Origin of the sequence: Rhizobium sp. ERR 942, from assembly GCF_007828395.1 — a bacterium.
GTDB lineage: Bacteria > Pseudomonadota > Alphaproteobacteria > Rhizobiales > Rhizobiaceae > Rhizobium > Rhizobium dioscoreae.
Genome location: NZ_VIUA01000010.1, coordinates 138,943 through 160,301, shown reverse-complemented (window position 1 = coordinate 160,301; position 21,359 = coordinate 138,943). Strand labels below are relative to the sequence as shown.

Genomic DNA, 21,359 nt, shown 5'->3' with positions numbered 1-21,359 from the left:
CGGATTGATCGGACGTGTCCGATCATCAGCGACCCTCAAGCCTCGGCCGCCTCAGGACGCTCCACCTGCACTCTTATGGTTCTCACCCAGGCTCTGGCGATCGCAAGGCCGGCCGTCTCGGCAGCTGCCGCATGCTTGGCCACAAGTTCCGGATACCGCTCGAGCCATCCCGGCTCCTTACGTTCGATCGTTTCCTTGAATTCGCCGCGCCAGCGCTCGACCACGGCGGCATTGGCTTCGAAGTGAAACTGCGTGCCATAGGTGGCGCGGCCGATGCGGAAGGCTTGGTTCGGCGTGACGCCGTTGGCGGCCAGGCGCGTGGCGCCAGCAGGCAAGGTAAAGGTGTCGCCATGCCATTCGAAGATGGTGAATTCGTCGCCGAGATCGGCGAGCAGCGGGTCCTTCTTTCCCTCGTCGGTCAGGCCGACCGTCTTCCAGCCGAATTCATGGGCGGTGCCGAGCAGATTTTCGGCCTCATAGGCGCGCGCCAGGATCTGGCTGCCGAGGCAGATGCCGAGCACGGCCTTATCCTCGCTTTCGAAGCGGCGCATGAGCCGCGCCAGCTCCGGCAGATAGGGATGGGTGTTGTCGTCGCGGGCGCTCTGCTCGCCACCGAGCACGGCCAGCGCATCCCAGGATGAGGCGTCCTTCGGCAAAGCCTCGCCGCTCCAGGGGCGAAACCAGTCAAGTTCGGCTCCGGCCTCCTCCAGCGCGATACCGAGAGCGCCAAGCGGGGTGTTCTTCATATTCTCGATGATGGCGACGCGCATACCGTTGATTCCCGAGCAATGTGACCACCGGAGATGAGCATGAGGCGGCGGGAGAGGCAAGTGGCCAGAGCGTTTCGACAGTCAACGGAAATGTCGAACCACTCCGGCCGTCCTTGCGCAATTCCGGACGGAAACCGCCTGGCACTTTTCCTGGAATTGCTTTGGCTTGCAGCGGACTAAAGTTGAGCCTAGATCTCAGCAAACAACGAAGGATCAGGACAATGAGCGACAAGCCGCGGATCACCATTCTCTACTGCACGCAATGCAACTGGCTGCTTCGCTCCGGCTGGATGGCGCAGGAGCTGCTGCAGACCTTTACCGACAGTCTTGGCGAAGTGGCGCTGATCCCCGGCACCGGCGGGGTCTTCGAAATCCGCATCGACGGCGAGCTGCTTTGGGAACGCAAGCGGGATGGCGGCTTTCCCGGGCCGAAGGAGCTGAAGCAGCGGGTGCGGGATGTCATCGACCCCGAACGCGATCTCGGCCATACCGACCGGGCATCGCTGGAGAGCTAGGCCCCGCTGCGCGGGGCATCAGTCGAAAGGCGAACGGCAGGGCCTGGTGCCGTTGTTGATCGTCGTATAGCTGTCGGTGCCGGGATTATAGGTACGGTAGCGCTCGGCGCACCAGGTCTGATGTCGCTTGAGCTGCTGGGCCGGCGAGGGATAGACTGTTCTCGGCGGTGGCGTAAAGGTTTCGCGCGGAGGAACCTGAACTCGCGGGCTGCCAAAGCGATTGAGGCCCCCGTTATAGGGCGGCGTGATCGGAAGCGGCTGACCTGGGCGGGTGTAGAACTGCCGCTCGCCGAAACCGAAGCAGCCGCGGGAATCGCAAATGACTGTATTGGTGCGCGGCGGAGTGATGAGCTTCCGGGAGTCCGAGGCGGCTGTCGCGAAATCCACCTGCGACAGCGAGGCAAGCGCGAGAACGCAGCCAAACGCGATCCTATGAAAAACAGCCATGACATACTCCTGTTCCGGACGCTGCGAACTTATGGCGGGCCGCCGCACCTCTTATCTTAGTTGGGGTCATGACGACGGCAAAACCAGTGCTGCCGCAACCGGAACCTATCGATCCACGATGAGTTGATCGCCGCCACCGCTTGCGCCATAACAGCCCGACCATTGCAAGGGAGATTGCCTGTGAGCAGCTTGAAATTCGGCACCAGCGGCCTTCGCGGCCTATCCGCAGACCTTACCGGACGGGCATCGGCGCTCTACGCGACGGCCTTTGCCCGTCATCTGCTGAAAAACGGCCATGCCAAACCGGGCGACCTCATCCTCGTCGGCCGCGATTTCCGCGAATCGAGCCCGGCGATCTCGGCCACCTGCATCGGCGCGCTGAAGCGGGCCGGCCTGAAGCCGATCGACTGCGGCACATTGCCGACGCCGGCGCTGGCGCTTTACGGCCTGCAGCTGAAGGCCGCCTCGCTGATGATCACCGGCTCGCATATCCCCGCCGACCGCAACGGCATCAAATTCTATCGCCCTGATGGCGAAATCGACAAGCGCGACGAAGTGGCGATCAGCGAAGAGGCGTTTGCGATTGGCGATTCAGTGCTCGACGAAACCCCTGCCGAAGCGGAAAACCGCACGGCGGAGACGGAGGCGCTGTTCCTGGAGCGCAACAAGGGCCTGCTGCCTCCAGGCAGCCTCGCCGGCCTCACCATCGGCGTCTATCAGCACAGCACGGTGGCACGTGATCTCTTCGGTCAGGTGCTTACCCATTACGGCGCCCGCGTCGTGCCGCTCGGCCGCTCCGACAGCTTCATTCCGGTCGATACCGAAGCGGTCTCCGCCGAAACCATCCGCCTCATGAAGGCTTGGGCGCCCGAGCACGGCCTGGATGCCATTGTCTCGGCCGATGGCGACGGTGACCGGCCGCTGGTCGCGGACGAAACCGGCGAGCCCCTGCGCGGCGATCTGCTTGGCCTCATCGCGGCAAATTTCCTCGGCGCCGATGTTGTGGTGACGCCGGTTACCTCCAATTCCGGCATCGAGGCTGCCGGTTCCTATGCCGTCACCCGCACCCGCGTCGGCTCGCCCTATGTGATCGCCGGCATGGACGAGGCCATCGCGGCCGGCAAGGCCAAAGTCATGGGCTTCGAGGCCAATGGTGGCACGTTGACTGCCAGCCGCTTCACCGTCGAGGGAGAACCTTTCGAGCCGCTGCCGACGCGCGACAGCTTTCTGCCGATTCTCGCGACGCTCTATGCCGCCGCCAAGGCACGCAAACCGCTTTCGGCGGTTGCCAGCAGCTACCGCCTGCCCTTTGCCGCCGCCGACCGTCTGGAGAATTTTCCCGTGGAAACCAGTGCCGCGCTGATGGCCTATCTGCGCGCCTCCGACGCCAATCTTTCGGATTTCCTGAAGCCGATCGCGACGGTCGCTTCCAAGAGCGATATCGACGGCCTGCGGGTGACACTTGTGGATAGCCGAATCATCCATTTCCGCCCTTCCGGCAACGCGCCGGAAATGCGCTGCTACGTGGAAGCATCGAGCGAAAGCGAGGCAAAGGCCCTGCTGGAACAGGGACTTGGCCTGATCAGCGCATGGGCCGCAGCCCGGGTTTGACCCGGGCTCCACCCGCTTTTTTCACGATTGCCACGAAAACTTCAAAAACCCTGTTGACACCGGACGGCCACCCCCTTACATGCGTGTCCGTCGCCCAGATGGCGGAATTGGTAGACGCGCAGGTTTCAGGTACCTGTGCCGCGAGGCGTGGAGGTTCGAGTCCTCTTCTGGGCACCATTTCCTTTCTTGAGAAACATGGATTTCTCAAAGATTTCAAGATTTAGCGAGCTTTTACAATTCCGGTTCGCCGGGAGTTCATAAGAACTTGTCTTGAAATCGGCTATCCGGATGAAAGCCGGCCTTTCGGCATCCCTGAATAATCGTCCTTTGAACGGATCCCTGATGCCCGCCGCTGGCAGGCGATGAATGCCTGGTCAACAGCTGCCGCCCAGTGTCTTTAAATCATTGACTATCGAAGAAGAGATCGACCTAATGGGGCAAACCCTGAGGGACGTTTGATGGACCACAAGAGCGACTGGTACGACCTGATTGTTGGCAACGGCAATGTCAACGAAGGACTAGGGAGGATGATAGGGTTCATCCTCGCCGTCATCATAATCCTCAGCCTTATCTTCTGGGCAATCTAAGCGCCTCTCGCCGAGGGAGGCCGTCGCCACTGTCTTATGTCGACTAGTGAAGGCTTCCCGAATCCGGCCTGACGCTAAGTCCGGCCTCACGCACCGCCTCCAGAAAAGCCTTTCGCGACCGCTCGGCGGAAACCTTGCCAAGAACGGCATCGAGGCAGACCAGCACGGCCTCATCCATTGCCGGGCCGCCATTGACCGGCCACTCCGCTCATGCAGTTTGCCGCGTCCAGCGCGTTGGTGATGATCGCGAAATGGCCGATGCCGTCGAGATCGACTATGACGGGATTGTTCCAATCACCATATTCCATGGCAGCCCTCCTCGCCTTTACGCTACAAGCTCATAACGGGGAGCAGCGGCGAGATGTTCCTGGGCTCTGCGCAGGGCGCTAAGATTTTCTTGCGGCGCCTCATCGGATGTGACCGGAGGCGAGACGCTCTGTATGGAGACCGAGATCCGCGCTTCCCGCTGTGTGCAAACCTCCATCCCGTTATGGCGCTACCTCGCGCAACGTTATCTCGTTAACTTTTGCCGAAGGGAGGAAAAAGACGAATAAGGGGAACAATAAAATGGACCACGTCTGCAACCTGCTCTGGCTCGCCTTCAGTGTCGCTCTTCTCTTTGCCGCGTTGAACCGGCGGCTCGTCGGTGATTACGTCGCCATGTGGTATCTGCTCGTTATCACCGTGGTGACCGTGATGGCCTGGGCGGGTTTCTTCCCGACCGACATGGCGACGCTGCGCGCCGGTTAGCGCGCTCCGGCGCCACAACCATGCAATCCTGCCTACCTTTGCTCGATAACAGTCAGGCACGAAAAAGGCGCCGAAAACCTATTTCGACAGCCTGAAGCATGAATAAATGTCCAGCCGGCGCTCCAAAGCACCCATGTCAGCCGACCATACTCCCGTGCTCGCGAGACCAGGTGTTTTGGGGATGAGAGGGGACGGCTGTGTTCCATTCCCCTTCGGCGTAGCCCGTCAGTAATGCTCGGACTGGGAGAAAGTATGGGCGAGCTCCGCCTGCCCCGCCGTCAGGCCGCAATCGACAGGCAGGCAAACGCCTGTTATCGCGGAAGCAAGCGGGCTTGCGAGGAAGGAGACCGCATTGGCGACGTCGACGGGATCGACGACGCGTTGTAGCGCATACCAGCGCTTCGCCTCCTCAAAGACGTTGGGATTGGCAGCGGCGCGGACTTCCCAGGCTTGCGTGCGCACCGTGCCGGGCGCGACTGCATTCGAGCGGATGCCGAACTTGCCATATTCTACCGCGACCAGCCGGGTGAAATGCAGAAGCCCGGCCTTGGCCGCGCTGTAGGCCGGATGGCCGAAGACGGCCATACCGTTGACGGAGGCGATATTGATCACCGACCCCTTCGACGCCTTCAGCATGTCCTCGACGGCGCGGAAGCAGAGAAAAGCCGCTTCGAGATTGAGGGCATTGTCGGCACGCCAGATGGCCGGCGTGGTATCATGAAGACTGACGGCGCGAGCGGCACCGGCATTGTTGACGAGCGTCTTCACCCCGCCGAGATCCGATGCGGCCTTTGCCATGGCGGCAACATCGGCATCGCTGGTGATATCCGCCTTGAACGTGACGAAACGCTCCGCCGGGCCGAGTTCTCCAACAGCCTTCTGCATGGCCGCCTCGTCGATATCGACGAGCAGGATGATGTCGTGGTCATCCGCCAGGCGTTTTGCAATGGCACGGCCGATATCGCCGGCAGCCCCCGTGACGATGGCGACGGATTTGCTCATATCATATTCCTTCGATCGATTCCCCGAGCGGCTTGATCCGCCACCCTATGTTGTTGTTTCGGCGGAGCCCAATGTGATGAGCGTCGCCGACTTCGCGAAACTGCTCTAATCTCCAAGAAGCTGACGGTCGTCGCCATCGCGATGGGTGACGAGCTGCTGCTTGATACGGCGCAGCGTCACCGTTGCCTGCGGCTGAATGCGATAGGCGACCAGGCTAGCGAGAATGTCCACCACGGCCAGATAGGCGATGCGGGTCGATGTCGGCCGATAGATATTGTCTCCTTCCGGCAGGTCGACGGGCACCGTAATCTCGGCGGCGCGGGCCACCGGGCTTTCACTCTGCGTCAGGGCGATGGTCGGCACCTTGGCTTCGCGTACCAGCGCAAAAGCGCGCACCAGCTCGGCGTTGCGGCCGGAGAAGGAAGAGCCGATCAGCACGTCCGTCGGCTTGGCGGCGGCAGCCATCATCAGCTGCATGCTGTGGTCGGAGCTCGCGGTAATGCGAAGGCCGAGCCGGAACAGGCGGTTCTGCAGCTCGGTCGCGATCATAGAGGAATTGCCACCGGAGCCGAAGGCATAGATCATCTCCGCACTGGCGAGGCGGTTCGCCGCCCGCTCGATGGCGGCAACATCCAGCCCGCGATGCAGCAGGAAGAGTGCGTTCTGCGCCTTGGTAATAATATCCTGGGCAACGTCGGCCGGTGCGATGCTCTTCGGCTCGGGCTTCAGATAGCGCATGCCGACATAGGCTGTCCGCGCAAGCTGCACCTTGAAATCGGAAAAGCTTTCGCAGCCCAGACGTCGGCAGAAACGCGTCACCGTCGGCGGCGAGACATCCGCCTTGCCCGCAAGCTCGATAATGGAAGCATTGACGGCGAATTCGAAATCATTGAGGACGATGTCGGCGATACGGATTTCCGATTGCGAAAGCCGGCCTCTCTCTTCCTGCATGGTCGTGAAGATATCCATCAGCCCCCCTTCGTCGCTGCTTCACCCACGTTTGACACGTAGTCAGCGACACGATCCATCTCAATCTTCCCGATCCCGCCGGCGCCTGTGGACAGGCGTGTGCGCAGAAGCGGCTCGTCATTCGTTCCCGTTTCGCCGGAACCGTGACATGCGATGGCCACCATGCGGTTCCTGCAAATTATTTTCTTGATACGTTGACAAATGACCATAGAAAGCGGAATTTGGCCAGTGAAAATCGCAAATTATGAAAAGAATTTAAATGACGGCGGATGCTATGCGTGATCCTTTCAAGAATCCCTTCCCTGCCAGCGATACCGCCAGGCATTCGATCTGGGAGATGCTCGTCCCGCGCGATATCGATGCTTTTCTTGCCGCCGACTGGTCGATGGTCGCGGGCGATTTCGTCGAAGAGGGCTTTATCGGCATCGATGGCAAGCGCGCGGTCAGCCCGGACAAATGGCGCCTCGCCTTCCCGACGCTGTCCGCCTATCGCGACGAGTGGCTGCGCCAGGCACGCGACTTCGCCACGCAATCCTTCGCCGAAGATCCGCGCACGGCCATCTTCACGACAACGACCCTCGAAGACATCGAGATCGAAGGCGATATGGCACTGGTGCGCAAGAAGTTCGACGGCAGCCTGAAGAAGTCGGATGGCGGCATCGACGTGATGAAGTGGCAGACACTTTATTACTGCCGCCTGCATGAAGGACGCTGGAAGATCTGCGGCTTCACCGGCTATCTGCCGAACCCCATGGAATAGAGGCGACAGCATTGCGCATTTTCACGGCGGCCCTTGCGACCGAGACGAATACCTTCTCCCCTATCTGCGTCGACCGGCGCGCCTTCGAAGCCTCTCTCTATGCGCCGCCGGGCACACATCCGGAAACGCCGACGCTATGTTCCGCACCGATCACTGTGGGACGCCGTATCGCGGTGGAAAAGGGCTGGGAGGTGATCGAGGGCACCGCCACCTGGGCCGATCCGGCCGGTCTGGTCAATCGCCGTACCTATGAGGAACTGCGCGACGAAATTCTTGAGCAATTGCGCGCGGCAATGCCTGTCGATGCCGTCGTTCTCGGACTGCACGGCGCCATGGTTGCGGATGGTTACGAGGATACGGAAGGTGATTTCCTATCGCGCGTGCGCGGGATCGTCGGGCCGGATATCCTGGTCTGCGCCGAACTCGATCCGCACAGCCATCTGACGACAAAGCGCCTCGCGGCCGCCGATTTCTTCGTCTATTTCAAGGAATTCCCGCATACGGATTTCGTCGATCGCGCCGAGGACCTGTGGCGCATCGCCATCGATACGCTAGAAGGCCGCGTGAAGCCGGTCATGTCGGTCTTCGACTGCCGCATGATCGATGTTTTTCCGACCTCGCGCGACCCCATGCGCTCTTTCGTCGACAAGATCATGGCGATGGAAAAAACTGACGCCGATATTCTTTCGATTTCGGTCATTCATGGTTTCATGGCCGGCGACGTGCCGGAGATGGGTACGAAGCTGCTCGTCGTCACAGATAATAAGCCGGATAAAGGTTCCGCAATCGCCTGCGATCTCGGCCTGGAACTCTTCTCCAGGCGCGGCACCTTCATCATGCCGCAGATCGACGAGAAGCAGGCGGTAAGCGAGGCCATGGCCGCAGCTTCAGGTCCGGTCGTCATAGCCGATCTCTGGGACAATCCCGGCGGCGGCACGGCAGGCGACGCAACGGTCATCCTACAGGAATTGCTCGATCGCGGTGCTACCGACACGGCGATCGGCACGATCTGGGACCCGATGGCCGTACAAATCTGCATGGCGGCCGGCGAAGGCGCGAAAATCCCCCTGCGTTTTGGCGCCAAATCGGCACCGGGCACGGGCAATCCGATCGACGGCCTCGTCAAGATCATCCGCCTTGTCCCCAATGCCGAGATGCGCTTCGGCGAGAGCTTCGCGCCCTTCGGCGATGCTGCGCATATTCAGCTCGATGGCATCGACATCATCCTGAATTCGACGCGTGCCCAGAGCTTCGATCCGAGCCTGTTTTCCGTCATGGGCATCGACCCGACAACGAAGAAAATCCTGGTCATCAAATCGACCAATCATTTCTATGCGTCTTTCTCGAAGATCGCATCGCAGATCCTTTACTGCTCCGCAGGAACGCCTTATCCCAACAATCCGGCGCGCACGCCCTACCGCCGCGCGCGAAAGGATATCTGGCCGATGGTGGCAGACCCCTTTGCAGAAGAACGGAAAGACGCCTGACATGGCTCCGAGTATCGCTCACGACATCGCTGTGGAAATCAGCCCCAAGCCGGGCGACACGATCGACAGCCTCTCCACGCCGCGCCCGATCATCGACGAAGACCGGCTGGCTGCGAACATTGCCCGCGTGCAGTCCTACATGGGCGAGCATGGTCTGAATTTTCGCCCGCACATCAAGACGCACAAGATTCCGGCCCTCGCACGCGCACAGGTCGCCGCCGGTGCCAAGGGCATCAACTGTCAGAAGATCACCGAGGCTGAAGTCTTCGCGGATGCGGGCTTCGAGGATATCCTGATCACCTTCAATATTATCGGGGCTGAGAAGCTCGCACGGCTTTCGGCTTTGAACGACCGTATATCCGGCCTCAAGGTCGTGGCGGACAGCACCGTGACGGTTGATGGACTTTCCGGCTGGTTCGCCGCCCGCAAGCCGCTGACCGTGCTGGTCGAATGCGATACCGGCGGCGCGCGCTGCGGCGTGCAATCGCCAGAGCAGGCGGCCGCTCTCGGCAAGCATATCGCCAACAAGCCCGGTCTCGTCTTCGGTGGCTTGATGAGCTATCCGAAGCCGAACAACGCCGCCGCGACGCAGGCTTTCCTCGTCGAAGCCATAGCGCTGCTGAAGAATGATGGCATCGAATGCCCGATCGTCAGCAATGGCGGTACCCCAAGCCTTTTCGAGGCCCACCTCGTGACGGCCGCCACCGAGCATCGCGCCGGAACCTATATCTATAATGACCGCTCGATGGTGCGTGCGGGCCATTGCCGGGAAGAGGATTGCGCCATGCACATCCTCGCCACCGTCGTTTCTCGCCCGACCGAGGATCGCGCCGTCATCGATGCCGGCTCGAAGGCACTGACCTCAGACCTTCTTGGCTTTGCCGACTACGGCCAGTTGGTCGGCTACCCGGACGCCGTCATCAAGGGTCTTTCGGAGGAACACGGCGTCATCGACCTGTCGAACTGCACCGGCCCTCGTCCTGAGATCGGCGACAAGATCCGCATCATACCGAACCACACCTGCGTCGTTTCCAATCTCTTCGACCAGATGGTGTTCCATCGCGATGGCATTGTGACCCGCGTCGAAGAGGTAGCAGCTCGCGGTCTGGTCTGGTAGGGCGATCCCTCACCCGCCTTCGTAGTTCGAGACGGCCCTTTGGGCCTCCTCACCAAGAGGGCAGACTCTCCGCGCTGTAGCCCAAGAACGGTAAACCGTATCGAGGACCAGGTTTACCCCATCCTCACCCTGAACTGGTCGAAGGGCGAGGATAGCCAGCAACCACCTCTCCGTCAGGAAGCGGCCTGGTTCAGCAAGTCCATGTCGATTTCAGTCAGTTCCACCCGCCGCTCGAAAGCCTGGCCGTTTTCATCGAAGAGATGGCAATCGCCGAGGCGGATACCAGTCTTCAGGGGTGCGTCCATGCGGATGGCGGCGCTGCCGGGCAGTGTCGCACAGAAATTCTCGTCGATGCCATCAGCCGTGGCATAGGCGACCGTTTGGGCGCCGAGCCGCTCCACGACCGTCGGCACGATTGTTAACGTCAGATCGCCGTCTCCGAGTTGGACATGCTCCGGGCGGATGCCGAGCGTCAGCGGCTTGCCGGCAAAGCCGGGACGCGGCGTTACGGGCAGCAGCACTTTCTGCCCCTTATACTCCACCTCCACACCCGCATCGCTGACGCCTGTGCAAATGACGGGCAGAAAATTCATCTTCGGATTGCCGATGAAGCGGGCAACGAAGGTATTTGCCGGCTTGTGATAAAGCTCCAGCGGCGCACCGACCTGCGATATCTCGCCGGCGTTCAGCACAACGATGCGGTCGGCCATGGTCATAGCCTCAACCTGATCATGCGTCACATAGATCATGGTCGCCTGCAGCTGGCGATGCAGCTTGGCGAGCTCAATGCGCATATCGGCACGCAACGCAGCATCGAGGTTGGACAGCGGCTCGTCAAAGAGGAAGATCTTCGGTTCGCGTACGATCGCACGGCCGATAGCGACACGCTGGCGCTGACCGCCGGACAGCTGACCCGGCTTTTCCTGAAGGCGTTTATCGAGGTGCAGGATACGCGCAGCATTCTCGACCTTGGCCTTGAGCTTGTCCTCCGCCATCTTCTCCACCCGCAACGGGAAGGCGATGTTTTCGAACACCGACATATGCGGATAGAGAGCATAGGACTGGAAGACCATGGCGATGCCGCGCTTGACGGGCGGCAGATCATTGACGCGGGCGCCATCGATCTTGATGTCGCCGCCGGTCACATCGTCGAGGCCGGCGATCATGCGCAGCAAGGTCGATTTGCCACAGCCGGACGGACCGACAAAGACGATGAATTCACCGTCATTAACGTCGAGCTCGACGCCCTTGATGACCTCAAAATGACCGTAAGATTTTTTGACCTGATGAAGGTGCAGCTTTCCCAAACTCTGTCTCCGCGCGGCGCCGCCATGGGGCGGGCAGGGCTCCAAAGGCCGCGCGCATTGCGCGCGGCCCGGTGACTTGCAGGCTTACTTGTACTGCTCGAGATCGGCAGCGGCCTTCTTCAGCGCATCTGCCGGCTGAGCCTGACCGGTGACGACCGACTGGACCATGGAGATCATCACGTTCTGGAAGCCCTTGTAGTCCTTGAAGAGCGGCTCGGGACCACCATAGGCGATGCCGTCGATGAACGGCTTCCAGGAAGCATCCTTCTTGACGAACTCGTCAACCATCGGAGACGGGCGCAGTGGTGTGAGGCCTGCGCCGCCCTGGAGTTCGTATTCTCCCTGCGGGCCGGGAGACGTGATGAACTTGGCGAATTCGATCGCCTTGTCCTCAACGCCGCTGCCCTTGAAGACGGCAAGGCTGTCGGTGATGAGCAGCGTGCCCTGACCCTTGGCCGAAGGACCGAGCGGCAGCGGTGCCACGCCCCAATTGATCTTTGTTTCCTTCAGACGAGCGGCGGCACCGGAGCCGGCCTGGATCATGCCGACCTTGCCATCGAGGAAGATGGCGCGCATTTCGTTCTGTTCGTAAGCGGTCGGCCCTTCGACCGAGTAGGGCGTGATGTCCTTGTAGGCCTGGAGAGCTGCCAGAACCTCGGGGCTATCGAGAACGATCTTATCGCCGTCGATGACCTTGCCGTTGTTGGTGTAAACCCAATGCAGGAACTGGTGCATGGTGTTATCGAAGGTCTTGGCCGAGAGGCCATAGCCCGGAATGCCGGTCTTTTCCTTGATCGCCTTGGCGTCGGCGATTTCTTCAGCCCAGGTGGTCGGCGGCTTTTCCGGATCAAGACCTGCCTTCTTGAAGAGATCCTTGTTCCAGTAGAGCGCCTTTGTCGAGAAGGCGATCGGTGTGCCCCACTGCTGCCCATCGAAGGTAACCGTCCCAACGATGCCCGGATAATAAGCCTTCTTCTCTTCGTCCGTCATCGGGATCGGAACGATCAGGTCGTTGTCAGCGAACTGCTTCAGCGTGCGCGAGCCGACATAAGCCATGGCAACCGGCGTGCCGGCTGCGGCGAGCGTGGTTGCCTTGTCCTGGCACTGCTCCCAACCGACGACCTCAGGCTTGACGGCCCAGCCCGGATTCTTGTCTTCCCACTGCTTGATGTACTTCACATGGATCGGATCGATGCTGTCGCCGCAATAGATCCAGCTGATTTCCTTGTCGGCGGCCTGGGCGTTTACGGCGCCAAGCACGGTGGAGCCGAGCAAAGCAAGGGCGAGAAGCCCCGTCTTGAAATGGAATGTCACGTTTAAGCTCCCGTTCTCTCTGGTGGTTGATTGATTTTATTGCTTCACCGCGCCAGCGGTCAAACCGCTGACGAGATACCGTTGCAGGAAGAAGATCACGACCAGAGCCGGCGCGATGCCGACGAAACTTGCGGCCATGAGTTCGTTCCAGACGACCTCCTGCCGGCCAAAATAGGCAAAAAGCCCAACTGGCAGCGGCATGTATTCCGTCTTCGAATTGAAGGTGAGCGCATAGATGAACTGCTGCGCGTAGGAACCGATGAAAGTGGTAATGGCGACGACGGTGATGCCCGGCATGGCGATCGGCAGGATGACGCGGCGCAGCGTATAGAAATGGCTTGCTCCATCGACAAAGGCCGCTTCGTCGAGTTCCTTCGGAATGCGCATCATATAGGTGCGCAGCAACCAAATCCCAGAGGGAATGAGGAAAGCGACACCCGGTACGATCATGGCAAGATAGGTGTTCAAAAAGCCGAAAGAGCGCATGAGCCGGAATAGCGGGATCAGCAGTACGGCACCGGAAAACATGTTGACTGCCAGGAAGGCGCCGAGCAGCAGGCCAGAACCTCGGAACTCGAAACGAGCGAAGGCATAGGCGGCCGGCACGACGAGAATCAGCACGATGACAGTGCTCACACCGGAAATCAGGAAGGAATTGAAGATATACCAGCCGAAACCGGGCACGCTGGTCCACATCGTGCGATAGGCTGCAAAGGAACCATTTTCGGGAATGAACCGATAGGGCGACGAGAAAAGCTGGCTGAGCGGCTTCAGCGAGACCAGGAACCCCTCGACGAAGGGCGCCAGCACGAAGGTCAGGAACAGGAGGATCCCGGCATAGATGCTGATGAGTTCGTACCACTTGTAGCGATTGATCATGGCGGGCTGGCTCATCGCTGCTTTGCTCCCGTGGAAAAGCGGCTGGTCAGGCGGAAATAGGCAAGGCAGAAGATCGACAGGAAGATGCAGATCAGCACCGCGCGTGCGGCGCCTTCACCATATTTGTAAGATCCGATCGCAGTGCGATAGGTGTCGATGATCATCGTTGTCGTCTCGCCGTTCGGGCCGCCGCGCGTCAGGATCCAGATGATATCGAAGGAATTGAAAGTGGCGATCAGCGACAACATCGACATGGTGACCAGCGACGGCACCAGCAGCGGCAGAGTGATGCGGCGGAAGCGATAGAAGCGGCCGGCGCCATCCGTCCAGGCAGCTTCGTAGAGATCATGCGGGATCGCCTGCATGGCCGCCAGCATATAAAGAGTGACCATCGGGACGCCGATCCAGACGTCGGTAATGATCGTCGCCCAGAAGGCCGTGCTGCCATAGGCGAGGAACGCCACCGGGCTGTCGACGATGCCGAAACGCTGCAGCATGCCCGAAATCATGCCGAACTGGCCATTGTACATCCAGCCCCACATGAAGATGCCGATCGCCATCGGCACAACCCAGGGCGGCATGGTCAAGACGCGGAAAAGCGCGCGGCCCGGAACGGCGGAATTCAACAGCGCCGCGCCCAGCGTGCCGATGATCATCTTGATCGACACGGAGAAGAACGTCCAGATGAAAGTCCGGACGATGACGCCTGCGAAAGTGTCGTTGAAGATCTTCGCGTAGTTCTCGAAACCCACCCAATTCGTCACCTTCTTCAACGATGCATCGGTGAAGGACAGGATTATGGTGTCGACCAGTGGATAGGCGACGATGACGGTGACGTAAAGGAGAGCCGGAAAAAGAAGGAGCCAGGCGAAGATGACCGTGCCGCGTTGAACACCCATCCTGCGCCCCTCCCTAGGCGGCTCTTGAATGAAGCGCTTCGTCGAACTCGTCCCAGATCGGCCGGAGATCGACGACGGTCTTCTTCATGCGGGCCTCGTCCATCGAGAGCGCGAGAATGCCGGCTTCCAGCGCATTCTGGGTCGACACCGGCAGATGCAGGCCCGTCTTGACGTGCGCGATAATATCGGCGGCCATCTGTTCGTCGGCGCCATAGTGCTGCGAAAGCGTGGTGGCCGCGTAGGTCTTCTCGATCACCTTCCTGCCGGTCAGCATCTCATGGACATTGAAATAACCGCGGATGAAGTCGCCCTCGGCCATGCCGCGCGAGCCCATGATGGCGAAACGGCGGAACTGGTCAGGCACGTTGAGATTGGTGTGGAAGTTCATGCCGACACCATTGGCATACTCAATGATCGCGACCTGATAGTCTATGATGTCGCCGTCACTGTCGAAGACCTTGTCCGACCCCATCCAACCGCTCGGCTTGCGATGGAAGAGCTCGAGATCGTTGATGCCTTCCCGCGCGGGATCGTTTTCCGGAATGAAGCTCTTGCGGCCGCCAAAGCTTGCGACCCGCTCCGGCCGCGCGCCAACCACGCCATTATAGAGATCGAGGTCGTGGCAGCATTTTTCCAGCATGAAGCTGCCGGAATAATGTTCGTAACGGCGCCAGTCGCGCATGAAGAAGGCGCCGTGATAGGGTTCGATATGCTCGGCAGCCTCGATGGAAACGACATGGCCGAGCTTCCCCTCGGCCTGGGCGGCCAGGAGATCGCGATACATCGGCGAATAGCGCAGCACGAGGCCGACATTCAGGCGCTCATGACCGAATTTCGCCATCAGGCGGGCAAGTTCGATACTGTCCTTGATGGTTGTGACGATCGGCTTTTCGCAGAAGATCTTGAGGCCGGCCTCGAGGCCGATGCGGATATGATCGAGATGCATGTGGTTCGGCGAACCGATCATCAAGAGGTCGATCTTTTCGTTGGCGATCAGATCCTGGGGTGTCGCGTAGGCCTTTCCGGCTGAGATGCCCCGTTCGAGCAAACCGGGCAGGCCCGCGGGTTCCGGATCGACATATCCTGCAATCTCGAAGCTCTCGTCGATCGCCTTGAAGACATAGCCCAGATAGCCTAGGCGGAATCCCAGCCCAATGATTCCAACGCGCATGCTTTTATGTTCCCATTACGTAATTTATTTTCGTAACCTTGGGGCAAATTTTCGCATTCGTCAACGACGTTCGCGCATTTAACCAAAAACATGAAATTTATTTTCAGACCACCAACAAAACCTACCGACGCGAACATGAAGCCACGCTCGCTTTGATTGCGCTGCTGCTTAATTCGGCAGAATGCCTACGACTTATCTATCCGGCCCGTTATATTGCCAATATTGGTAGTTCGGCTTTCTGGTGCTGCTGGAAATGACGCCATTCTGATCGCAAACGTAACCGAGGCGCGGCAAGCCGCGGTAGAACGGACCTTCGTGAAAATAATCGGCGTACACGGTGGCGGTGCGACATTGAAACTTCTCGTCATCAGCCATTTTCGGCGCAGTAACTCCCGGAAGGTCCTTGTAAGGATAGACGGGAGCTACATATGGCTTGGGGAGGAGCGGATTGTCGGCAAGTGCGGCCGCCGGCATCAAGACCGCAAGGGACAGAGCAGCAATGGCGATTTTCGACTTGATCCACATATACTGCTACGCTCCTTTACAAATGCGAGCGCAACGACCACACACCGCATATCACAGATATAATGGGGCTGAGGTCATGCGCCAACGGGTTCCCCGATCAAAATCATGCGCAAGGGATGGTTTCCGCATCGCCGACGCGGGTCATTCACGCTACGTTACACCAAAAAAAATGCTTTTATCCGCAAATACAATGCAGGCGTGTGCAAGCGATTTGCGACAAGTCATAAGCATGTTATATAGTATGAAAATTGTTATCCTGGTTGTTGTCGGCGCGATTTCTGTTTGAAGGAGTAACAGTCATTCTCGAACAGATTAATCGTATCCCGCCCCTTGCTGACCCGGAGATTGCTGACGATGCTGCTCAGCAGGTTTCCATTTATGTCATCAATCTTGATCGCTCGCGTGATCGCTGGGAACGACTGTGCCACCAGGCCGTCGAATATGATCTGCATATCACGCGCGTTCCTGCCGTCGACGGACGTGTCGTCGCGGAGGCAGACCGCGTCGATTTTCATCCGCATTCGTTCATCTATCACAACGGCCGCAAGCTCCTGCCGGGAGAGTACGGATGCTACCGCAGCCATCTGATCGCGCTGGAGCAATTCGTCGCAAGCGGCGACAAGATGGCGATCATCATGGAAGACGACGTCGAGCTCAACGAGAAGCTTATCCCGCGTGCAATCGCAGCGATGGAAAGCGTCCAGGGGGCGCGTCTCGTCAAGCTCGTCAACCATCGCCTTGTCGGCTTCAAGCCGATCTGCGAAACCAGCGAAAACGATGTCGTCGGCCGCTGCATGCATGGTCCGCAGGGATCGGCTGCCTGTTATATCGTCAACCGCAAGGCGGCCAAGAAGCTGCTGACGACGCTGAAGCCCATGCTTCTTCCCTACGACGTCGCCTTGGAACGCGGCTGGTCAACCGGCGTCGAGACATTCACGACCTTTGAAAACCTGGTCGATTTCAGCCCGCACCGCGCCCACACCACGATCGGCAAACGCGTGCATTACCGCGCGGTAAAGCGGCATCCGCTGTTGCGGCTCACGGCACATTGGTTCCGCACCTGCGATCAAGTGCGCCGCTGGTACTACGCCGTCGCGATGAAGCAGTAGCTGCGGCAAAGCTGCGAGGCCAAGCCCGAAAGCATTAAAAGACGCCGGTGTCGTGACAGGACACGCGCCTATAGCTGTGCAACGTTATCAAGGTTCGGCTGATCGACCGTCAGATCCGTCTCGCGCTCGCGATAGACCAGATCAACCACTTCGCTGCTCGGCGCATAGCCGGAAACGAGCTTTTGCAGCAGGGCTTTCGCCAAGGGAATGTCGTTTTCATCCAGTGCCGCCTCGAGTGCGGCGAGCCGCCTCGACAGCTCCGGCCAGGGCAGGAAATCCTCCTTGGCCTGCATGATGCGCGGATGGCTGGTCGGCTGCGGGTTGTCGCCGATCAACAGTTCCTCAAAAAGCTTCTCGCCCGGTCGAAGGCCGGTGATTTCAAGCTCGATATCGCCATCCGGCTCGTCCTGGTCCCGCACGGTCAGACCGGACAATTCCACCATTCGCCGCGCGAGATCGGCAATGCGTACCGGTTCGCCCATGTCGAGCAGGAAGACATCGCCGCCGCCCGACATCGCGCCCGCCTGGATCACAAGCTGCGACGCCTCGGGAATGGTCATGAAATAGCGGGTGATATCGGGATGCGTCAGCGTGATCGGGCCGCCGTCGCGGATCTGCTGGCGAAAAAGCGGCACGACTGAACCGGATGAGCCGAGCACGTTGCCGAAACGCACCATCGCGAAATTGGTACTGTCGGTGCCGGGCTTGCGATCTGCATCCATCGCCTGCAGCACCATTTCCGCCAACCGCTTGCTGGCGCCCATGATGTTGGTCGGACGCACAGCCTTGTCGGTGCTGATGAGGACGAAATTTTCGACACCATGATCGCGCGCGGCTTCAGCCGCTATCCGCGTTCCCTGCACATTGTTGCGAATGCCTTCGACGGGATTGTATTCGACGAGCGGCACATGCTTGTACGCAGCGGCATGATAGACGGTCTTCGGCCGCCAGGCCTGCATGATCTGTCTGATCCGCTGACCATCGCGGACGGAAGCCAGGAAGGGAATGATGCGCACATCGGCGGCGTGGCCGGCGGAGGCGGCCGCCTTCTCCAGTTCGCCATGAATGGCATAAAGGGCGAACTCGCTCTGTTCGATCAGCAACAGAGAGGACGGACCGTTCTTCAGGATCTGGCGGCAGAGTTCGCTGCCGATCGAGCCGCCGGCACCGGTGACCATGACGACCTTGCCGCGAATGTTCTTCTCGATCAGACCGCGATCGGGAGCGATCACGTTGCGGCCGAGCAGATCCTCGATATCAAGCTCGCGCAGATCCGAAACCGCGACGCGGCCCTGCGCGAGCGCCGTCAGATCTGGCATGGTCCGTACGGTGACGCGAGCTTTGCGCATGTCTTCGAGGATTTCGTTGCGCCGCTGTCGCGTGGCATTCGGCAGGGCGAGCAAGACGCCCTTGATCTCGCCTGAGACTACGAGCGCCGGCAGATCGGCCGGATCGTAGATCGGCAGCCCGCCCATAATGCTGCCATGCAGGTTGCGATCGTCGTCGAGATAGCCGACGACGTTCAGCTCCGCGCTGTTGGCAAGCGCGCCCGCAAGCTGACGCCCTGAAGCACCGGCGCCGTAGACCAGCACCTTGGCAAGCTGATTGCGATTGAGAAGACGCTGATAGGCGTTGCCAAGCCAGTAGCGTGTCCACATGCGCGACAGGCCGATCGCGATCAGCAGCAGCAGGGGCTGCAATATGCCGACGGTGCGCGGCACGCCCGGCACGCTGATGGCGGTAAAGATCGTCATGAAGGCGAGCGCATAGATCGCCACCGCCTTGACGACCGTCACGAACGCCGAAAGGCCGGCATAGCGGAAGATGGCGCGGTAAAGGCCGAGGACGATGAAGATCGGAATGGCGAGCAGAAGGGAGACGATCGCCGGCAGCCACTCGACGCCTTCGAGGATGACCCAATCGTCAAGGCGAAGACAATAGGCAAACCAGACCGTCAGCACGCACAAGCTGGCATCGACCAGCAGCGCAAGCGCGCGCTTGGTGGAGCGCGGCAACGCCAGAAACGGCAGAACGAGTTTATCCGCGGGCACCATCGATCAGCTTTCCCTGGCGCCAGTCATCGGAGCAACGCACCGCTTTTCTCGCATAGATTGTCTCACAAAGTATCGCACAACGCTTAATGACCGTATCGCGCTTCCATTAGCAAGACCCAATCATCCCCAGCGCCGATTTACATTTAGAACAGTCGACGCGCAATTGCATCCTCAATGCTGAAAAAGGCAGTCGATGCGAAAGGGTAAGACGATGGTCACTTGCCGAAATAGCTGCGGATGACGGGATGCCGAAACAGGCCGAGGAGAACGGCAAACGCCATGCCAAGACCGGCACCAAAGATTGCGCCGGCGATCAGCCCGGCCACCATCATCACCTTGCGGCTCGGCCCATCCGCCTTCAGTGGCGGTTCCGCCTCCGAGATCACGCGGATATTGCTTTGCGAGAGGTCCTGGGCATCGCTCGCCTGACCGGACCGTTTCAGCAGTGATTCATAGAGATTGCGAGCCGCGGTCGCCTTGCGCTGCAGCTCGTTCAGACCGACAAGCTTGCCTGAGGTGTTGACCTGCGAGGCCTTCTGTACTGCCAGTTCCTTGGCGATATCCTGCTCGGCCTTCTGTGCCTGCTCATAATCGGCGCGAGCCGAGGTCATCTGCCGCTGCAGCTCCGCGCGGATTTCGGCGGCGAGGCTATCCAGTGACGATTTCGCGGCGAGCAGGCGCGGATGGCGGGCGCCGAGCTGGCTTTGAAGGCTGCCGACATTGGCGGCCATCGTCGCATATTGCTGCCGCAGGCTGCTCAAAGCCGTCGATGTCACCCCTGCGGACGGATTGTTGGAGACCACATCTTCAAAGCTGAGCTTGCCGGCAGCGTCCGCGCGGGCTCTTGCCTCGATCGTTTTCTGCTGGGCCGTTACCAATAGGTCGTTCAGAGCGGTCAGACGTTTGTCGGAGATCAGATTGCCCTCGACGGCCACCATGTCGTTGTCGGCGCGATAGGTTTCGACGGCCTTTTCGGCTGACAGTACCTGCTGGCGCAGATCCTCCAGGCGGGAATCGAGCGCCGTATTGCTGTTCTTGTAGGTGCTCGCAGCCGCCTTGCTCTCTTCCTCCATGAAGGAGGTCACAAGCTGGTTGGCGATCTCGGCCGATTTTTGAGGATCGCTCGTCGTCACCTTGGCATTGACGACGTAGGTGCTGGATTCGCGGGCGATCTGCACGGCTTTCGCCAAGGCGGCGGTGGCCACATATTTTGCCGCCTCGCCAGTGGCGCCACCATTGAATTTCGGATCCTGATCGAGTTTCAGCGCATCGACGACGCGCCCTAGCACCTTGCCGGAAGACAGGATCTGCGTCTGGCTGTCGATCATCGTCGTGATCAATTCCGGTGGCGTCGGCGCCTGCTGGGCGGAATCGGAGCCTCCGACCGGCCGAGGGTCGAAATAGAGGCTGGTCTCGGCGGTGAATTTCTGCGGAATAAGGGGAATGACCGCTCCGCCCAGAACGGCGCCGGCGCCTGCCAGGGCAAGAACAACGAACTTCTTCGCCCAGATCGAAGCGATGGCCGATCGAAGATCAAACAAAGGCAATTTTGCCGCCGGTATCGATGCCGTCGGAGCAGCGACAGATGCCGGTACAACAGCAACCTGCTCGACAGTAGGCACCGCAGCGGTGACAACCGGCTCGGAAACGGAGCGGGGGGCCACCGGCTCCTCAACATCGGATCGCTTCGGCGGACTTTGCGGAACGGCGGCATCCGGAATGGGCGCCTCAAGCTCTTCGGAATGTGCCATGGGCTCAGCAGCGGCGACGAAATCCCGAGGGCGCAAGACAGGACTGCGCAAGCGCATACCGTCGCGCCGTATGTCAGACGGCTCGGTATCGCGCCAACCCGCAAGTCGGTCCGATCTCTTGCTTCGTTCCATTGAGCTCATGGCAGACTTTCAATGCTCCGCAGACGCATTCCACGCAGCAGGTGCCGGAAGTTTAGAAACGTTTGGCTAACGGAACATTAAGGACGCTCTCAGGAAATCGCGTGGCACGCGCGCGCATGATCCATCCCTTCATCATTGCTCAACACCATTATCCCTATGAAAAGCCACACGCGCACGGAAGGCAGGGCCATGCA

General features: G+C 59.9%; 22 protein-coding genes and 1 tRNA gene. 9 read left to right on the top strand and 14 right to left on the bottom strand.

Annotated elements, in window-relative coordinates; genetic code table 11:
* Positions 1-35: 35 nt before the first annotated feature.
* A complete protein-coding gene (locus tag FBZ97_RS30885; RefSeq protein ID WP_145323395.1) occupies positions 36-770 on the bottom strand; it encodes a type 1 glutamine amidotransferase in 735 nt (244 codons plus the stop codon).
* Positions 771-991: 221 nt separating this feature from the next.
* Here FBZ97_RS30885 and FBZ97_RS30880 point away from each other — a divergent pair, with 221 nt between their 5' ends.
* Positions 992-1,285 carry a SelT/SelW/SelH family protein gene (locus tag FBZ97_RS30880; protein ID WP_034514177.1) on the top strand — a complete coding sequence of 98 codons (294 nt, stop codon included), beginning with the start codon at positions 992-994 and terminating at the stop codon, positions 1,283-1,285.
* 18 nt (positions 1,286-1,303) lie between these two features.
* Here FBZ97_RS30880 and FBZ97_RS30875 read toward each other — a convergent pair whose 3' ends face one another.
* Positions 1,304-1,732, bottom strand: a complete 429-nt coding sequence (locus FBZ97_RS30875; protein ID WP_113329855.1) for a BA14K family protein — start codon at positions 1,730-1,732, stop codon at positions 1,304-1,306.
* A 189-nt stretch (positions 1,733-1,921) separates the two neighbouring features.
* Here FBZ97_RS30875 and FBZ97_RS30870 point away from each other — a divergent pair, with 189 nt between their 5' ends.
* The 3 genes from FBZ97_RS30870 to FBZ97_RS35090 all read left to right on the top strand — a co-directional run bounded on the left by FBZ97_RS30870 (position 1,922) and on the right by FBZ97_RS35090 (position 3,930).
* The gene (locus FBZ97_RS30870; protein WP_186449573.1) at positions 1,922-3,343 is read left to right on the top strand and encodes a phosphomannomutase; all 1,422 of its coding nucleotides are present in this window, start codon (positions 1,922-1,924) and stop codon (positions 3,341-3,343) included.
* A gap of 92 nt (positions 3,344-3,435) precedes the next feature.
* Positions 3,436-3,520, top strand: a tRNA-Leu gene (locus tag FBZ97_RS30865).
* 281 nt (positions 3,521-3,801) lie between these two features.
* The gene (locus FBZ97_RS35090; RefSeq protein WP_257714003.1) at positions 3,802-3,930 is read left to right on the top strand and encodes a hypothetical protein; all 129 of its coding nucleotides are present in this window, start codon (positions 3,802-3,804) and stop codon (positions 3,928-3,930) included.
* 43 nt (positions 3,931-3,973) lie between these two features.
* Here the strand turns inward: FBZ97_RS35090 and FBZ97_RS30860 are convergent, their stop codons facing one another.
* Positions 3,974-4,108, bottom strand: a complete 135-nt coding sequence (locus FBZ97_RS30860) for a DUF982 domain-containing protein (RefSeq protein WP_145323391.1) — start codon at positions 4,106-4,108, stop codon at positions 3,974-3,976.
* On the bottom strand, positions 4,101-4,238 hold the full coding sequence (locus FBZ97_RS34560) for a hypothetical protein (RefSeq protein ID WP_156090775.1): 138 nt from the start codon (positions 4,236-4,238) through the stop codon (positions 4,101-4,103). The genes FBZ97_RS30860 and FBZ97_RS34560 overlap by 8 nt, the downstream gene beginning before the upstream one ends.
* A 259-nt stretch (positions 4,239-4,497) precedes the next feature.
* Here FBZ97_RS34560 and FBZ97_RS30855 point away from each other — a divergent pair, with 259 nt between their 5' ends.
* Entirely contained in the window at positions 4,498-4,680 is a 183-nt protein-coding gene (locus FBZ97_RS30855; protein WP_069611006.1) for a hypothetical protein, read from the top strand.
* A gap of 225 nt (positions 4,681-4,905) precedes the next feature.
* Here FBZ97_RS30855 and FBZ97_RS30850 read toward each other — a convergent pair whose 3' ends face one another.
* Together FBZ97_RS30850 and FBZ97_RS30845 are read right to left on the bottom strand one after the other, a co-directional pair.
* Positions 4,906-5,682 (bottom strand): SDR family oxidoreductase, encoded by a 777-nt coding sequence (locus tag FBZ97_RS30850; RefSeq protein WP_113390825.1) that lies wholly within the window; start codon positions 5,680-5,682, stop codon positions 4,906-4,908.
* Positions 5,683-5,787: 105 nt separating this feature from the next.
* On the bottom strand, positions 5,788-6,651 hold the full coding sequence (locus tag FBZ97_RS30845; RefSeq protein ID WP_145323389.1) for a MurR/RpiR family transcriptional regulator: 864 nt from the start codon (positions 6,649-6,651) through the stop codon (positions 5,788-5,790).
* A 274-nt stretch (positions 6,652-6,925) separates the two neighbouring features.
* On the opposite strand from FBZ97_RS30845, the gene FBZ97_RS30840 reads away from it, so the two are divergent.
* From FBZ97_RS30840 to FBZ97_RS30830, 3 genes are read left to right on the top strand one after another with little or no spacing between them, the layout of a single operon-like run.
* Positions 6,926-7,411 carry a hypothetical protein gene (locus FBZ97_RS30840; protein ID WP_113330036.1) on the top strand — a complete coding sequence of 162 codons (486 nt, stop codon included), beginning with the start codon at positions 6,926-6,928 and terminating at the stop codon, positions 7,409-7,411.
* Positions 7,412-7,422: 11 nt separating this feature from the next.
* Positions 7,423-8,898 carry a M81 family metallopeptidase gene (locus FBZ97_RS30835; protein ID WP_145323387.1) on the top strand — a complete coding sequence of 492 codons (1,476 nt, stop codon included), beginning with the start codon at positions 7,423-7,425 and terminating at the stop codon, positions 8,896-8,898.
* A gap of 1 nt (position 8,899) precedes the next feature.
* Positions 8,900-10,015 (top strand): D-TA family PLP-dependent enzyme, encoded by a 1,116-nt coding sequence (locus FBZ97_RS30830; RefSeq protein WP_246661909.1) that lies wholly within the window; start codon positions 8,900-8,902, stop codon positions 10,013-10,015.
* Between the two features lie 173 nt (positions 10,016-10,188).
* Here the strand turns inward: FBZ97_RS30830 and ugpC are convergent, their stop codons facing one another.
* The 6 genes from ugpC to FBZ97_RS30800 all read right to left on the bottom strand — a co-directional run bounded on the left by ugpC (position 10,189) and on the right by FBZ97_RS30800 (position 16,110).
* Positions 10,189-11,322 (bottom strand): sn-glycerol-3-phosphate ABC transporter ATP-binding protein UgpC, encoded by a 1,134-nt coding sequence (ugpC, locus tag FBZ97_RS30825; RefSeq protein WP_145323385.1) that lies wholly within the window; start codon positions 11,320-11,322, stop codon positions 10,189-10,191.
* An 84-nt stretch (positions 11,323-11,406) separates the two neighbouring features.
* Entirely contained in the window at positions 11,407-12,636 is a 1,230-nt protein-coding gene (locus FBZ97_RS30820) for an extracellular solute-binding protein (protein WP_113329836.1), read from the bottom strand.
* Positions 12,637-12,672: 36 nt separating this feature from the next.
* Positions 12,673-13,530, bottom strand: coding sequence for a carbohydrate ABC transporter permease (locus tag FBZ97_RS30815; RefSeq protein WP_145323383.1), 858 nt, complete (start codon positions 13,528-13,530; stop codon positions 12,673-12,675).
* A complete protein-coding gene (locus tag FBZ97_RS30810; RefSeq protein WP_113329835.1) occupies positions 13,527-14,414 on the bottom strand; it encodes a sugar ABC transporter permease in 888 nt (295 codons plus the stop codon). Before FBZ97_RS30810 ends, FBZ97_RS30815 begins: the two co-directional genes overlap by 4 nt.
* Before the next feature lie 13 nt (positions 14,415-14,427).
* Complete coding sequence (locus tag FBZ97_RS30805) at positions 14,428-15,585, bottom strand: Gfo/Idh/MocA family oxidoreductase (RefSeq protein WP_113329834.1); 1,158 nt, start codon at positions 15,583-15,585, stop codon at positions 14,428-14,430.
* A gap of 192 nt (positions 15,586-15,777) precedes the next feature.
* Positions 15,778-16,110, bottom strand: a complete 333-nt coding sequence (locus FBZ97_RS30800; protein ID WP_113329833.1) for a hypothetical protein — start codon at positions 16,108-16,110, stop codon at positions 15,778-15,780.
* A gap of 263 nt (positions 16,111-16,373) precedes the next feature.
* On the opposite strand from FBZ97_RS30800, the gene FBZ97_RS30795 reads away from it, so the two are divergent.
* Positions 16,374-17,219 (top strand): glycosyltransferase family 25 protein, encoded by an 846-nt coding sequence (locus FBZ97_RS30795; RefSeq protein WP_246661908.1) that lies wholly within the window; start codon positions 16,374-16,376, stop codon positions 17,217-17,219.
* Between the two features lie 68 nt (positions 17,220-17,287).
* Here FBZ97_RS30795 and FBZ97_RS30790 read toward each other — a convergent pair whose 3' ends face one another.
* Complete coding sequence (locus FBZ97_RS30790; RefSeq protein WP_113329832.1) at positions 17,288-19,273, bottom strand: nucleoside-diphosphate sugar epimerase/dehydratase; 1,986 nt, start codon at positions 19,271-19,273, stop codon at positions 17,288-17,290.
* Between the two features lie 215 nt (positions 19,274-19,488).
* Positions 19,489-21,165, bottom strand: a complete 1,677-nt coding sequence (locus tag FBZ97_RS30785) for a GumC family protein (protein WP_145323381.1) — start codon at positions 21,163-21,165, stop codon at positions 19,489-19,491.
* Between the last annotated feature and the right edge of the window lie 194 nt (positions 21,166-21,359).

Excerpts from the sequence above, each read along its gene's own strand:
- FBZ97_RS30805 (WP_113329834.1), bottom strand. The coding sequence starts at position 15,585 with ATGCGCGTTGGAATCATTGGGCTGGGATTCCGCCTAGGCTATCTGGGC.
- FBZ97_RS30785 (WP_145323381.1), bottom strand. The coding sequence starts at position 21,165 with ATGAGCTCAATGGAACGAAGCAAGAGATCGGACCGACTTGCGGGTTGG.
- FBZ97_RS30885 (WP_145323395.1), bottom strand. The coding sequence starts at position 770 with ATGCGCGTCGCCATCATCGAGAATATGAAGAACACCCCGCTTGGCGCT.
- FBZ97_RS30810 (WP_113329835.1), bottom strand. The coding sequence starts at position 14,414 with ATGGGTGTTCAACGCGGCACGGTCATCTTCGCCTGGCTCCTTCTTTTT.
- FBZ97_RS30880 (WP_034514177.1), top strand. The coding sequence starts at position 992 with ATGAGCGACAAGCCGCGGATCACCATTCTCTACTGCACGCAATGCAAC.
- FBZ97_RS30800 (WP_113329833.1), bottom strand. The coding sequence starts at position 16,110 with ATGTGGATCAAGTCGAAAATCGCCATTGCTGCTCTGTCCCTTGCGGTC.
- FBZ97_RS30815 (WP_145323383.1), bottom strand. The coding sequence starts at position 13,530 with ATGAGCCAGCCCGCCATGATCAATCGCTACAAGTGGTACGAACTCATC.
- FBZ97_RS30855 (WP_069611006.1), top strand. The coding sequence starts at position 4,498 with ATGGACCACGTCTGCAACCTGCTCTGGCTCGCCTTCAGTGTCGCTCTT.
- FBZ97_RS30875 (WP_113329855.1), bottom strand. The coding sequence starts at position 1,732 with ATGGCTGTTTTTCATAGGATCGCGTTTGGCTGCGTTCTCGCGCTTGCC.
- FBZ97_RS30850 (WP_113390825.1), bottom strand. The coding sequence starts at position 5,682 with ATGAGCAAATCCGTCGCCATCGTCACGGGGGCTGCCGGCGATATCGGC.
- FBZ97_RS30845 (WP_145323389.1), bottom strand. The coding sequence starts at position 6,651 with ATGGATATCTTCACGACCATGCAGGAAGAGAGAGGCCGGCTTTCGCAA.
- FBZ97_RS34560 (WP_156090775.1), bottom strand. The coding sequence starts at position 4,238 with ATGGAATATGGTGATTGGAACAATCCCGTCATAGTCGATCTCGACGGC.
- FBZ97_RS30830 (WP_246661909.1), top strand. The coding sequence starts at position 8,900 with ATGGCTCCGAGTATCGCTCACGACATCGCTGTGGAAATCAGCCCCAAG.
- FBZ97_RS35090 (WP_257714003.1), top strand. The coding sequence starts at position 3,802 with ATGGACCACAAGAGCGACTGGTACGACCTGATTGTTGGCAACGGCAAT.
- FBZ97_RS30790 (WP_113329832.1), bottom strand. The coding sequence starts at position 19,273 with ATGGTGCCCGCGGATAAACTCGTTCTGCCGTTTCTGGCGTTGCCGCGC.
- FBZ97_RS30840 (WP_113330036.1), top strand. The coding sequence starts at position 6,926 with ATGCGTGATCCTTTCAAGAATCCCTTCCCTGCCAGCGATACCGCCAGG.
- FBZ97_RS30860 (WP_145323391.1), bottom strand. The coding sequence starts at position 4,108 with ATGGATGAGGCCGTGCTGGTCTGCCTCGATGCCGTTCTTGGCAAGGTT.